This window comes from Streptomyces sp. NPDC034085 (genome assembly GCF_055575555.1).
Genome location: NZ_JBVISL010000003.1, coordinates 318,486 through 332,186, shown reverse-complemented (window position 1 = coordinate 332,186; position 13,701 = coordinate 318,486). Strand labels below are relative to the sequence as shown.

Genomic DNA, 13,701 nt, shown 5'->3' with positions numbered 1-13,701 from the left:
GGCCCGTCATGAGTCCCGCCGTTCCCGAGGACCCCGAGGGGCTCAAACTGCTCATCGCGCGCGAGGTGGCCGCGCTGCGCGCCGCGGCGGGACGCAGCGCCGGAGTCCGGCACGAGGAGCCCGCCCCCGACGCCGGACCCGCCCGGCCGGCGGAGCCCGCCGCCCCGGCCTGCTCCTGCGGCACCGGCCAGGACGGCCACCGGTGCGGCGACCCGGGCGGGGACCAGGACCCCTGGGCCTGCGTGTGCGCCACCCTGCCCGCCATCCCCGTCTCCGCCGCCCTCCTCGCCCCCGTCGAGGACGACGGCGGCCGTACGGTCGACTTCGTCGTCCGCGCCGGGAACCACGTCCGGTCCGCCGAATGGCTCGACGCGCCCGACCGCCAGGTCGGGCAGAGACTGCTCGCGGCCCGGCCCGGCGCCGAGGCGGGCGGCCTCCTCGCCGCGCTGACGGGCGTCCTGAGCACCGGCCACCCCCTCCGTGCGCACCCGGTCGACTACACCGAATGGCGGGCCGGCCGGCTGCACCGTACGACACTGCTCTACGACGCCGCGTCCTGCGGCGGGCAGGTGCTCGCGACCTGGCGGCCGGCGCACGTGCACACCGAGCTGATGTCCCTGGAAGCCCAGTACATCGCCTCCATGGGATGGGCCCACTTCGACCTGCTGGCCGGAACCACCACCTGGTCCGACGGCCTGTGCGCGATCTTCCGTACCGGACCCGACGGCCGGATGACCCTCACGGACCTGTGCGACGCGGTGCTGGCCGAGGACGTGACCCGCTTCGGCCTGCTGCTGAGGGAGCTCTTCGACGGCGAGGAGCCGTCCGGCACCGACATCCGCTTCAACGTCCACGGCGACGTCCGGACCCTGCACGTGGTGGGGCGCCCGGTGATCGACACCCACGGGCTGCCCTGGGCGTTCTACCTAATCGCCCGCGACCTGACCCCGCAGGTCCGCAGCAGGGAGCGGCTCGCCGCCAGTCGGCGGCAGACCGAGCGGCTCCGCGAGGAGGCGGCCGCCGAGCGGCGGGTCGCCTCCGCGCTGCGCGAGGCGCTCCTGCCCACCCACTCCTCACAGATCGCCGAGCTGGGCTACGCCGTGGCGGCGGCCTACCTGCCGGCCGAGCCGGACGCCGCCGTCGGCGGTGACTGGTACAAGTGCCGGGTCCTGCCGGACGGCAGGATCCTGCTCGCCGTGGGGGACGCCTGCGGCCACGGGCTCGGCGCCGTCGCCCGGATGGCGCAGCAACGGCACGCCCTGGCGGGCCTCGCCCACGCCCCCGGTACCGACGCCGGAGACCTGACGACCTGGCTGAACGAACTGATCTGCGCCGACCCCTCCGGCGAGACGGCCACCGCCGTCATCGGGCACATCGACACCGGCCGGCGCCTCACCTGGGCCTGCGCGGGCCATCCGCCGCCGCTGCTGCTCCGGGGCAGCAGCGCGACGACCCTGGACTCCTCGCACCGGGGCCCCCTGCTGGGCCTGCTGCCGGGGGACCGGTACGCCACCGCGACGGTGGACCTGCGCGCGGGGGACGTCCTGCTGGTCTACACCGACGGCCTCGTCGAGCGGCGGGGCGAGGACCTGGGGGAGAGCATCGCCACGCTCCGTCGTCGCCTGGCCACCTGCTCCGGGCTGGGCGCCCAGCACGTCCTGGACACCCTGATGGACCGCTACGGGCGGGAGGAGTTCGCGGACGACACCTGCCTCCTCGTCATCGAGGTGCGCTGAGGGCCGGGCGGGCGCGGCGGGGGCCGGCTCAGCGCTCCACGGAACGGCCGGAGACGAGCCGGGAGCCGTCGATCTCCGCCCACACCACCTTGCCGTGCGCCGAGGGCTCGGCGCCCCAGCGGTCGCAGAGGCGGTCGATGATGTTGAGCCCGTGGCCGCCCGGGACACCGCGCCGGGGGGAGAGGTCGCGGCGCGGCAGGGCCGTGGAACCGTCGAAGACCTCGATGCGCAGGGCGTCACCGCGGGTGAGGACGAGCTGGAGGCAGCCGTCCGCGTGCAGGCCGGCGTTGGTGACCAGCTCGGAGACGACGAGCAGGGTGTCCTCCGAGGTCTCCGTCCCGCCCCAGTCCCAGTCGCGCAACGCCTGGCGCGCGAAATCGCGGCCCTTCGCGACCTGGCCGCGCACACCGTCCAGCGCCAGGAGTCGGCGCTGGCCCGCTACCGCCGACTGCGGGTGCGGGGGATGGCCGGTCGGCGATCCGCTGCTCTTCACTGTGGTCTCACCCCCACCGTTTGACACGGCTTTCTTCTCGTGGCGACCGCAAGGGCCCCGGCTGTTTTCCGTCGGTTTCCAGACCGTACGTATGCCCCCGGGCCGGCCGGGGACACCCGGCGGGCCGCATCCCCGGCGACTACGAGTGCCGGGACAGTTTAAGGGGAGAGGGTCCTCAGGCGTCGGCCACGTGCAGTCTCAAGGTGAGGCCGGTGTGCGTGGCACGGATCTCGACGAGGTCGCACAGCTGGTGGATCATCCACAGGCCGCGCCCGCCGTTGGTCGAGGCGAGCGCCGGGCGGCGCCGGCCGGCCAGCGGATCGGCCAGGCGGCCGCCGTCTTGGACCTCGGCCACCACGCCCTGCCCGCCGGCGGTCCACAGCCGCAGGGTGCCCCGCCCGCCGCCGTGGGCGAGGGAGTTGGCCGCGGCCTCGCTGACGGCGAGGATGAGGTCGCCCCGCCGCCCCGGAGACAGGGACGTGCCGCGGGCCCAGGACTCGGCGAAGTCGCGCACCAGGGCGAGGTCCCCGCTCACGTAGTCGAGGCTCGCCGCTCCCGGAGCCGGTTCGGGCAGCGGGAGGTCGCAGCCGTCGCAGACGGCCGCGGCGTCGGTGTAGGCGGGGCTCGGCAGCTCCCGGCCCTTCTCGATGACCGTGGGGTGCGTCCGCCGGGCGTCCGCCACGACGTCCCCGGAGAGCCCGGTCACGTCGTACGGGCACAGGATGGTGGCGTCGCGGCCCGCGAAGGCGGTGTTGATGAGGGCCTCGTGACGCGTGGCCTCCAGCACCTCGGCCGCGGTCCGGCCCGGCCAGATCGGCTCGCCGACGATCCGGGCGGACCGGCCCTCGTGCCGTTCGGCGAAGTCCTGCAGGGCGGCGAGGATGCGGCCCGGATTGCGTCCCAGCCTCGTCATGTCCACGTACTCGATGTCCGACCCGGTGCCGGCGAGGCTGTCCCGCAGCGCGTCGAGCCGGGGGCCGGGTACGGCGACCAGGACCGGTTCGTCCGATCCGAGCGCCGTACGCACGAATCCACCCACGCCGGCCAGGTACTCGTCGAGTCCCTGGTAGAAGAGTGCGGGATGGACGAAGGCCCCGGGGCCGTTGGCCGCAGGAACTGTGATCATGCTGCGACCTCCAGCGCGGCACATTCGTCCGGGAACATCTCCACTACCTTGCGGAGCGAGTATGGCGGGCTGTGGAGCAGCAGGCACCTGCCCTGCCCGCGGAACGCGGCCGACGCCTGCACCAGGGCGGCCACGGCGGCCGCGTCGAGGAAGCTCACGGCCGACAGGTCGAGGTGGACCACGGGACCGGGGATCCGGCTCACGGCGGCCAGCGCCGAGCACAGCGCCGGCCGCGTGTCGAGGTCCCCGCTGCCGCTGAGGCGCGCGCCGGCACGGTCTCCCAGCGGCAGAGCTGTCAGGGCCACCACGACTCCTTAAGAGGTGAGCATTCCGGCGCGCAGCCGGCCCAGCGTACGCGAAAGCAGCCGGGACACCTGCATCTGCGAGATGCCGAGTTCGGCCCCGATCTCGGCCTGGGTCTTCTCCTGGCCGAACCGCATGCTCAGGATCAGCCGGTCCCGCGGCTCCAGTTCCCGCAGCAGCGGGGCGAGGGTGTGGAAGTCCTCGAAGAGCTCCATGGCCGGATCCGTGTCACCGATCTTCTCGGCGAGCGCCCGGGCGGGGCGCCCCGAACCCTGGGCCTCGTCCGCCTCGGCGGTGTCCAGGGAGCCGCTGGTGTAGCCGTTCGCGGCGACCAGGCCGTCGATCACCTCGTCCTCCGAAAGGCCGAGGTGCTGGGCGACCTCCTTGACCGTCGGGGCCCGGTTCAGGGTGTCGGTGAGGGTCTCCTGGGCCTTGGCGAGCTCGGTGCGCAGCTCCTGGAGGCGGCGCGGCACGTGGACGGCCCAGGTGGTGTCGCGGAAGTGCCGCTTGATCTCACCGGTGATGTACGGGAGCGCGAGGGTGGAGAACTCCACTTCGCGGTCCGGGTCGTACCGGTCGATGGCCTTGATCAGGCCGATGGTCCCGACCTGGATGATGTCGTCCATGTCGACCCCGCCCCCGGCCGCCCGGGCGCGGAACCGGCGGGCGGCGAACTGCACGAGGGAGAGATTCATCTCGATCAGGGTGTTGCGGGCGTACTGGTACTCCCGTGTCCCCTCCTCCAGGGTGCGCAACCTCCCGAAGAACAGCCGGGACAACTCCCTGGCGTCCGTGGGTGAGACCTCCCTCGCCTGTTCCACCCGCGGGAGCCGGGCTTCCGCCGACGGCTCTTCCACGGCCGGAGCACAGGCCGGAGCCTGGTGGTCCGTCGCACGATCGGGGCTTACGACTGCGGCCGAACGAGGCATGGTGGCCGTTCCCTCCCTGTAGTCGATGGCTGCAGCCGCGCTTCTGCCCCGGGATCGGGACCGTAATCCTGCGGGACGCGAAAGATTTCACCCGCAGGGCGTGCCGGGCGACGGGGGCGTCGTCGTCGGGTGATCGAGCATGCATACTCCATTCCGGAACCCGTACAGGTGAGATCCGGGGAGGCGGACATGACCGGAGCAGAGGACGTGCAGGGCGACGGCGTGGTCGAGGGCAGCTACCCGGCCGGGCCGGGGTGGGTCGTCGCGGCACGCGGAGAACTGGACCAGGACACACTGGCCTCCCTGGAGGAGGCCCTGACCGCCGCGGCGGACCGGCATCGGACGGTGATCCTGGACGCGAGTGCCATCACGTTCGGCGACTCCTCCTTCCTCAACCTGCTGCTGCGGGTGCACCGCATGACCGGGCTGCGGATCGCCGCTCCCGGCGAGCAGTTGCGCCGCCTGTTCGCCCTGACCGGGGCGGACACGGTCCTGTCGCTGCACAGTGACGTTCATGACGCCCTGGGTGCGTGAGGGCCGTGGGGTACCGCCGCCCGGGTTAGCCTTCACCCGGCAGTAACAGCGAGAGTGAGGTTGGCAATGGCTGAGCGGACTGGCGCGATTGCACCGGGTGGGGCGCCAGTGGTACCCGGTGAAGGCGGGATCACCGAGTCGGAGCTGCGCCTCCTGCTGGCGGGACTGACGGCCGTGCGTGACGGGGACTTCCGCACCCGGCTGCCCGATGCGGCGGAGGGGCTCCTCGGGGAGATCGCCACCGTCTTCAACGGCATGGTCAACCAGCTGTCGCTGTTCACGTCCGAGGTGACGCGGGTGGCCCGCGAGGTCGGCACCGAGGGGACGCTGGGCGGCCAGGCCGAGGTGCCCGGCGTCGGCGGAGCCTGGCTGGACCTTACGGATTCGGTCAATTTCATGGCCGGAAACCTCACCGACCAGGTCCGCAACATCGCCCAGGTGACCACCGCGGTCGCCCAGGGCGACCTCTCGCAGAAGATCACCGTGGACGCCCGGGGCGAGATCCTCGAGCTGAAGAACACGATCAACACGATGGTCGACCAGCTCTCCTCCTTCGCCGGCGAGGTCACCCGCATGGCGCGCGAGGTGGGCACCGAGGGCCTCCTCGGCGGCCAGGCGGACGTCAAGGGCGTCTCCGGCACCTGGCGGGACCTCACCGACTCGGTGAACTTCATGGCCGGCAACCTCACGGCGCAGGTCCGGTCCATCGCCCAGGTCGCCACCGCCGTCGCCCAGGGCGACCTCTCCCAGAAGATCACCGTCACCGCGCGCGGCGAGATCCTGGAGCTGAAGACCACCATCAACACGATGGTCGACCAGCTGTCCGCGTTCGCCGACGAGGTCACCCGCGTGGCCCGCGAGGTCGGCACCGAGGGCAACCTGGGCGGCCAGGCCACGGTCCGGGGCGTCTCCGGCACGTGGAAGGACCTCACCGACAACGTCAACGTCATGGCGTCCAACCTGACCGGCCAGGTCCGGTCCATCGCCCAGGTCGCCACCGCCGTCGCCCGCGGCGACCTGTCGCAGAAGATCACGGTGGAGGCGAAGGGCGAGGTCGCCGCGCTCGCCGGCGTCATCAACACGATGGTCGACACGCTGTCCGCGTTCGCCGACGAGGTCACGCGCGTGGCGCGCGAGGTCGGCACCGAGGGCCGGCTCGGCGGCCAGGCCCGCGTGCCCAACGTGGCGGGCACGTGGAAGGACCTCACCGACAACGTCAACTCCATGGCCAACAACCTCACGGGCCAGGTCCGCAACATCGCCCTCGTCACCACGGCCGTGGCCAACGGCGACCTGTCGAAGAAGATCGACGTGGACGCGCGCGGCGAGATCCTGGAGCTGAAGACCACCATCAACACGATGGTCGACCAGCTGTCCGCGTTCGCCGCCGAGGTCACCCGCGTGGCGCGCGAGGTCGGCAGCGAGGGCCGGCTCGGCGGCCAGGCCGAGGTCGAGGGCGTCTCCGGCACCTGGAAGCGGCTGACCGAGAACGTCAACGAGCTCGCCGGCAACCTGACCCGCCAGGTCCGGGCCATCGCCGAGGTGGCGAGCGCGGTCGCCGAGGGCGATCTGACCCGTTCCATCACGGTCGACGCCTCCGGCGAGGTCGCCGAACTCAAGGACAACATCAACTCCATGGTCGGCTCGCTGCGCGAGACCACCCGCGCCAACCAGGAGCAGGACTGGCTCAAGTCCAACCTGGCGCGGATCTCCGGCCTGATGCAGGGCCACCGCGACCTCGCGGTCGTCGCCGAACTCGTCATGGACGAGCTGACCCCGCTGGTCGCCGCCCAGTACGGCGCCTTCTACCTGGCCGAGGAGACCCCCCGGGGCACCGTGCTCCGGCTCGTCGGCTCCTACGGCCGCTCCGTGTCCGACGGGGTCACCGTGCAGTTCGCCCTCGGCGACTCCCTCGTCGGGCAGGCGGCCCGCAGCCACCGGACCATCGCCACCGACCAGGTGCCCCCGCACTACGTCATCTCCTCCGGACTCGGCCAGACCACCCCCGGCAGCCTGATGATCCTGCCGATCGTCGTCGACGACCAGGTCCTCGGGGTGATCGAACTCGCCTCGTTCTCCGCGTTCACCGCCGTCCACCGCGACTTCCTCAGCCAGCTGATGGAGACGATCGGCGTCAACGTCAACACCATCGTCGCCAACGCGCGCACCGACGAACTCCTCGACGAGTCCCAGCGCCTGACCGCCGAACTCCAGGCCCGCTCCGCCGAACTCCAGGACCAGCAGGAGGAGTTGCAGCGCTCGAACGCGGAACTGGAGGAGAAGGCCGCCCTGCTCGCCAGCCAGAACCGCGACATCGAGGCCAAGAACCTGCAGATCGAGCAGGCCCGACAGGAACTGGAGGACCGCGCGCAGCAGTTGTCGCTGGCCTCCAAGTACAAGTCGGAGTTCCTGGCGAACATGAGCCACGAACTGCGCACCCCGCTCAACAGCCTCCTGATCCTCGCGCAGCTGCTCGCCCAGAACCCCACCCGCAACCTCACCCCCAAGCAGGTCGAGTACGCGGGCATCATCCACTCGGCCGGCTCCGACCTGCTCCAGCTGATCAACGACATCCTCGACCTCTCCAAGGTCGAGGCGGGCAAGATGGACATCCACCCCGAGCGGGTCCACCTGCCGCAGCTGCTGGAGTACGTCGAGGCCACCTTCCGGCCGATGACCACGCAGAAGAGCCTCGACTTCACCGTCACCACCGCCCCGGACGCGCCCGCCGACCTCTTCACCGACGACTCCAGGCTCCGCCAGATCCTGCGCAACCTGCTGTCCAACGCGGTCAAGTTCACCGAGCGCGGCGGCGTCGAGCTGCGCATCGAAAGGGCCTCCGACGCCGAGGTGCCCGCCGGGCTGCTGCACCGCGGAAGCATGATGGCCTTCCGTGTCCGCGACACCGGCATCGGCATCCCCGAACAGCAGCTCGAGGCCGTCTTCGGCGCCTTCCAGCAGGCCGACGGGACCACGAGCCGCAAGTACGGCGGCACCGGACTCGGCCTGTCCATCACCCGCGAGATCGCCCAGCTGCTCGGCGGAGCCGTCGGGGCGGAGAGCACGCCCGGCCAGGGCAGCACCTTCACGCTCTACCTCCCGGTCAGCCACGCCGACTTCGAGGAGGGCCCGGGCTCCGCAGCCCTGCCCGCCGCGCTCGAACCGGCACCCCGCGGCGCTGCTTTCGCGCTTCCCGACCCGCGGCGCTCGGGCGATGCCGAGACCTCCGGCGCACGCCAGCGGCAGGCCCGCCGCCTCCTCGTGATCGAGGAACGCCCCAACGGCCTGCTCTCCCTCGTCGCCGAGAGCGCCGAACGCGACCTCGTACCGCGCCACACCAGAAGCGGGGAGCACCCGGGCATCCAGGTGGTCGGCGCCACCAGCTCCCGCGAAGCCGCCGCCGTACTGGCGTCCGAGCCGTTCCACTGTGTCGTCCTCGAACTGGACATGCCCGGCGGTGAGGCCCTGCGCTTCCTCGACGCGCTCGACGGGGACCCGGCGCTCAGCTCCCTGCCGGTCCTCGCCCACAACAACCCCCGCCTCAAGAGCGGCCAGGAACAGGCCGTGCGGGAACGGGCCGTGTCCCGCCGCGTGGAACTGCTGAGCAGCCTGGACGAGCTGCGCGAACGCATCGTCCTGCACCTGTCCGCCGACCAGCCCGGCGAGGTGGTGCCGCTCGTGAACCGGGCGGCGGAAGGCGAGCAGGCCCCGCAGGCCCTCGACGGGGACCTCGCGGGCCGCACCGTCCTCGTCGTCGACGACGACGCACGCAACCTGTACGCCCTCAGCGGCATCCTCGAACTGCACGGCATGCGCGTGCTGCACGCCGAGGACGGCCGCAAGGGCATCGACACGCTCACCCGCCACCCCGGGGTCGACCTCATCCTGATGGACGTGATGATGCCCGAGCTGGACGGCTACGCCGCGACCGCGGAGATCCGCAGCATGCCCGCCCACGCCGAACTGCCGATCATCGCGGTCACCGCCAAGGCGATGCCCGGCGACCGGGAGAAGAGCCTCGCCGCCGGGGCCAGCGACTACGTCACCAAGCCCGTGGACGCCGACGACCTCATCGGCCGCGTCCGCCACTGGCTGACGGCTCCGGGCCGCGTCGACCAGGGATCGGCCGTACGGTGACCCTCTCCGACACCTCCCAGCCCTCCGACGGGCGCGCGCACGAGGCCGCCGTCGGGGGGCGGGCGCTGCCCTCCCTGCCCCAGCAGGCGCCCACCCCCCTGGGGCGCCTCGTCGCCACCGTCGAGCGACTGCGCCGAGAGGTACGGGAGGCCCACGCGGCCGCCGACGGCCGGGCCCTGGTCGAACTGGCCAAGGGGATCCTGATGGGCCGGCTGGACTGCACACCCGCCGCCGCGGCACACCAGCTGGACGAGCTGTGCCGCGAGGCCGGGCTCTCCCCCCTCGAACTCGCCGCCGAGATCGTCAACCAGGCCGCCCGCGACCACGTCAGCGAGATCGCAGCGGAGTTCGTCGAACGGGCCGCGACGGCCCGGCCGGCCCCGCGGACCTCCGACGTGGCGGTACGCCTGCGCACCGCCGAGAGCGGCGTCCTCGCCGCAGCCGCCGACACCCAGGCCGTGGCGGAATCGCTGCTGGCCAACGCCCTGACCCCGTTGGGCGCGGTCGCCGTGGCCGTGTGGGCCGCGGCCCCCGACGGCTCGCTGGCCCTCGCGGGCCACGCCGGGTTCCCCTCCGAGGAGGCCTCGCGCTGGCGGCACGTGCCCCCGGGCGTCGCGACCGTCCCCCGCATGGCCCTGCGCGAACGCGCATCGGTGACCCTCCCCGACCTGGGGCGCGAGGGCCTGCCCTCGATTGGCCACCTGCAATGGCCGCACGGCGGCCGGATGGCCGTACCGGCGGGGACCGGCGGACGCGTGCACGGCGTCCTCGAAGTCTGCTGGCCGCAGCCCCTGCCCCCGCAGCCGCCGCAGATCCAGCGTCAGGTCGAGGCGCTGGCCGAGCTGTGCGCCCACACCCTGGACACGGCGGTCCCGCCCGACGCCGCGGCGGCCGAGGGACTGCTGCCCGACGTCTCGGAGCTGATCGACCTCGCCGAGGGACTGCACGACCCGACCATCATCCTCACCCCCGTCCTCGACGAGGACGGCCGGCTGGCCGACTTCCGCATCCGCCACGTGAACAGCCGGTTCGCCGATCCCGCGGGCCGGCCGCGCGGTGACGTCAGCGGAGCCCTGCTGCTGGAGGCCTACCCGATGGCCGCCGGCGAGAGCGGCCTGTTCGAGACCATCGAGCGGGTGCACGCCACCGGCGAACCCTTCCGGGCCGAGCGGGTGAGCCTGACCGCGCTGGTCGACCAGATCCCGCTGACCTCCGTCGCGGACATCAGCGTCAGCCGGCACGGCGCCGCCGTCCTGCTGATCTGGCGCATCGAGGACGAGACCGCCCGGCTGGCCAACCTGCTCCAGCACGCCCAGCGCCTGGGCCGCATCGGCGGCTTCGAGGAGAACCTCGCCAACGGCGAGATCACCTGGAACTCCGAGCTGTACGCCCTCCACGGCCTGCCGGTCACCGCGTCCCCCGTACCGCTGCGTGACCTGCCCGACTACGCCCACCCGGACGACTCCGCCGCCCTCGGCCGCTTCCTGCGCGCCGTCCTGCGCTACCGGCGCCCCGCCTCCGTCGACCTGCGCCTGCGGCGCTCCGACGGCATCCTGCGCCACATACGGGTCGTCGCCGAGCCCGTGCTGGACGCGGCCCAGCGGCTGCACGCCGTCCGCGGCGCCTACCAGGACGTCTCCGCGCAGCACTGGACCGAGGTGGCCCTCGCCGCGACCCGGGACCAGCTCGCCCTCACGGAAGCCGAATCCGCCGAACGCAACCGGCTCGCCCTCCAGCTCCAGCACGCCATCATGCCCCCGCACCACCACATCGAGGCGCCGGGGATGAGGGTCGCCGTCCGCTACCGGCCCGCCGAGACGGAGTCCCTGGTCGGCGGCGACTGGTACGACACGCTGGTCCTGCCCTCGGGCCTGATCCTGCTGTCGGTGGGCGACGTCGCCGGCCACGGCATCGAAGCCGCCACCGGAATGGTCGTACTGCGCAACGCCCTGCGCGGCCTCGCCGTCACCGGAGCCGGCCCCGGCCAGCTGATGTCCTGGCTCAACACGGTCACCCACCACCTGACCAAGCAGGTCACGGCCACCGCCGTCTGCGGCCTGTACGACCCCCGCACCCGGGTGATGCGCTGGGCGCGCGCCGGGCACCTGCCGCCCGTACTCGTCAGGAAGGACGACGCCACGGCCTTCCCCCTCATCGACGGCCTGCTGCTGGGCGCGCTGCCCGACGTCACCTACGCCGAGCAGCAGGTCCGGCTCGAACCGGGGGACACCCTGCTGATGTTCACCGACGGCCTGGTCGAGCGCCGGGACGCCTCCGTGCAGGACTCCCTCGCCCACCTCCTGGACTCGGTGTCCGCGGAGGCCGACGACCTAGACGGCCGGCTGGACGGGCTGCTCACCGAGAGCTGGTCCGACACCGACGACGACACCTGCGTCATCGGGGTGCAGGTCGACTGAAGCCGCGCCGCCTCAGGAGGCGGTGTCCGACCGTACGGAGAGCGGGGCGGCGATCTCCTCCAGCGAGCGCCCCTCGGCGGCCACCGCGAAGAAGGCGGCGACCACTCCGGCGCCGACCATCAGCCCGGCTCCGACGCAGAAGGCCAGGACGGTGTCGGCGCGGACCCCGCTGGAGGTGAGGTCGGCGAAGACCAGCGGGCCGGAGATGCCGCCGGCGGCGGTGCCGATCGCGTAGAAGAACGCGATCGCCATCGCCCGGGTCTCCATCGGGAAGATCTCGCTCACGGTCAGGTACGCCGAACTCGCCCCCGCCGAAGCGAAGAAGAGCACCACGCACCAGCAGGCGGTCATCGTCAGCGCGGTCAGCCTGCCCGCCCCGAACAGCCACGCCGTCGCGAACAGCAGCAACCCCGACAGCACGTACGTGCCCGCGATCATCGGGCGGCGCCCGACGGTGTCGAAGAACCGGCCGAGGAGCAGCGGCCCGAGGAAGTTGCCGAAGGCGATGACGGCGAAGTAGTAACCGGTGACGCCGCTGGACACGTCGAAGAAGCGGATCAGGATGGTGCCGAAGCCGAAGGTGATGGCGTTGTAGAGGAAGGCCTGACCGACGAAGAGCGCCAGGCCGAGGGCGGCCCGCCGGGGGTAGGAGCGGAAGACGGTCCGGGCGATCTCACCGAAGCCGATGCTGTGGTGCGGGGTGACGGTGATCTCTTCGTCCGGCTCCGGCAGTCGCACCCCCTTCTCCGCCTCCACCTGCCGTTCGACGCCGGTGACCAGTTCCTCGGCCTCGTGGGCCTTGCCGTGGAGGAACATCCAGCGGGGGCTCTCGGGCACGTGGCGGCGTACGAGCAGGATCACCAGCCCCAGGACCACGCCGAGGGCGAAGGTCAGCCGCCAGCCCAGCCAGGCGGGCAGCACGTCGGTGGCCAGCGCGACCACGGACAGCAGGGCTCCGGCGACCGCACCGAGCCAGAAGCTGCCGTTGATGATCAGGTCGACCCGCCCCCGGTACTTGCTCGGGATCAGTTCGTCGATCGCGGAGTTGATGGCCGCGTACTCCCCGCCGATGCCGAAGCCGGTGAGGAAGCGGAAGAGGAAGAACCACCAGGGCGAGAAGGAGACCGCGGTCAGGGCGGTCGCCGCGAGGTAGAGGCCGAGGGTGACGAGGAAGAGCTTCTTGCGGCCGAAGAGGTCGGTCAGCCGGCCGAAGACCAGCGCCCCCGCACACGCCCCGGCCACGTACAGGGCGGCGGCGACACCGGTGACCTGGGCGTCGGTGATGGACAGGCCGCTGCCGTCCTCGGAGAGGCGCCCGGCGATGTTGCCGACGATGGTCACCTCGAGGCCGTCGAGGATCCACACCGTCCCCAGCCCGATCACGATCATCCAGTGCCACCGCGACCAGGGCAGCCGGTCAAGCCGCGCCGGTACCTTCGTGGTGACGGTCTCCGTGTCCCTGCTCGCGCAGTGTCCCCCAAGCTCAGCCATGCACGCGCTGTTGCCCGCCGCCCGATCCCGCAAACCGCCACTGGTCCGTACGGACCACCTCAGCCCCCGAGGAAGGACAGCCGTACGGTACGCCGCGGGTTGTCCCGGTTCGTGTCCACCAGGACCACCGACTGCCAGGTGCCCAGCGCGAGTTCGCCCCCGACCACCGGCAGCGTGGCGTGCGGCGGCACGAGCGCCGGGAGGACGTGGTCGCGGCCGTGGCCGGGGGAGCCGTGCCGGTGGCGCCAGCGGTCGTCGGCGGGCAGCAGCGTCCCGAGGGCGTCCAGCAGGTCGTCGTCGCTGCCCGCACCCGTCTCGATGACCGCGAGGCCGGCCGTCGCGTGCGGGGTGAAGACGTTGAGGAGCCCGTCCCGCCCCCCGGCGACCTCGCGCAGGAAGCCGGCGCAGGCGGCGGTCAGATCGTGGACGGTTTCCGCGGAGCCGGTGGTGACGTCGACGGTCCGGGTCGTGAAGGTGTCTGTCATCCCCCCATCCTCGGCCACGCGCACCGCGGCGCCGTGGAAGCGGGGGCGGG

The 13,701-nt window shown here is 72.5% G+C and carries 10 protein-coding genes; 4 read left to right on the top strand and 6 right to left on the bottom strand.

The genetic code is table 11. The features are described 5' to 3' along the window. Positions 1–8: 8 nt before the first annotated feature. Positions 9–1,736, top strand: a complete 1,728-nt coding sequence (locus ACZ501_RS11855; protein WP_468794439.1) for a PP2C family protein-serine/threonine phosphatase — start codon at positions 9–11, stop codon at positions 1,734–1,736. A gap of 28 nt (positions 1,737–1,764) precedes the next feature. Here the strand turns inward: ACZ501_RS11855 and ACZ501_RS11850 are convergent, their stop codons facing one another. The 4 genes from ACZ501_RS11850 to ACZ501_RS11835 form a co-directional block, all read right to left on the bottom strand. Beyond that, positions 1,765–2,229 (bottom strand): ATP-binding protein, encoded by a 465-nt coding sequence (locus ACZ501_RS11850; RefSeq protein ID WP_362460452.1) that lies wholly within the window; start codon positions 2,227–2,229, stop codon positions 1,765–1,767. Between the two features lie 175 nt (positions 2,230–2,404). Beyond that, entirely contained in the window at positions 2,405–3,355 is a 951-nt protein-coding gene (locus ACZ501_RS11845) for an anti-sigma factor RsbA family regulatory protein (protein WP_468794437.1), read from the bottom strand. Beyond that, positions 3,352–3,660 (bottom strand): STAS domain-containing protein, encoded by a 309-nt coding sequence (locus ACZ501_RS11840; protein WP_361606872.1) that lies wholly within the window; start codon positions 3,658–3,660, stop codon positions 3,352–3,354. The genes ACZ501_RS11845 and ACZ501_RS11840 overlap by 4 nt, the downstream gene beginning before the upstream one ends. Positions 3,661–3,669: 9 nt before the next feature. Further along, positions 3,670–4,587, bottom strand: a complete 918-nt coding sequence (locus ACZ501_RS11835; RefSeq protein ID WP_362460458.1) for a SigB/SigF/SigG family RNA polymerase sigma factor — start codon at positions 4,585–4,587, stop codon at positions 3,670–3,672. Positions 4,588–4,776: 189 nt separating this feature from the next. On the opposite strand from ACZ501_RS11835, the gene ACZ501_RS11830 reads away from it, so the two are divergent. The 3 genes from ACZ501_RS11830 (at position 4,777) to ACZ501_RS11820 (ending at position 11,675) form a co-directional block, all read left to right on the top strand. Next, a complete protein-coding gene (locus ACZ501_RS11830; RefSeq protein WP_361606866.1) occupies positions 4,777–5,121 on the top strand; it encodes an STAS domain-containing protein in 345 nt (114 codons plus the stop codon). Positions 5,122–5,187: 66 nt separating this feature from the next. Beyond that, positions 5,188–9,258 (top strand): HAMP domain-containing protein, encoded by a 4,071-nt coding sequence (locus ACZ501_RS11825; RefSeq protein WP_468794435.1) that lies wholly within the window; start codon positions 5,188–5,190, stop codon positions 9,256–9,258. Next, positions 9,255–11,675: a SpoIIE family protein phosphatase gene (locus ACZ501_RS11820; protein ID WP_468794433.1), complete on the top strand. Its 2,421-nt coding sequence runs from the start codon at positions 9,255–9,257 to the stop codon at positions 11,673–11,675. Before ACZ501_RS11825 ends, ACZ501_RS11820 begins: the two co-directional genes overlap by 4 nt. 12 nt (positions 11,676–11,687) lie before the next feature. On the opposite strand, the gene ACZ501_RS11815 is transcribed toward ACZ501_RS11820, so the two are convergent. Together ACZ501_RS11815 and ACZ501_RS11810 are read right to left on the bottom strand one after the other, a co-directional pair. Beyond that, the gene (locus tag ACZ501_RS11815) at positions 11,688–13,166 is read right to left on the bottom strand and encodes an MFS transporter (RefSeq protein ID WP_468794431.1); all 1,479 of its coding nucleotides are present in this window, start codon (positions 13,164–13,166) and stop codon (positions 11,688–11,690) included. 59 nt (positions 13,167–13,225) lie between these two features. Then, the gene (locus ACZ501_RS11810) at positions 13,226–13,651 is read right to left on the bottom strand and encodes a YjbQ family protein (RefSeq protein WP_361606857.1); all 426 of its coding nucleotides are present in this window, start codon (positions 13,649–13,651) and stop codon (positions 13,226–13,228) included. Between the last annotated feature and the right edge of the window lie 50 nt (positions 13,652–13,701).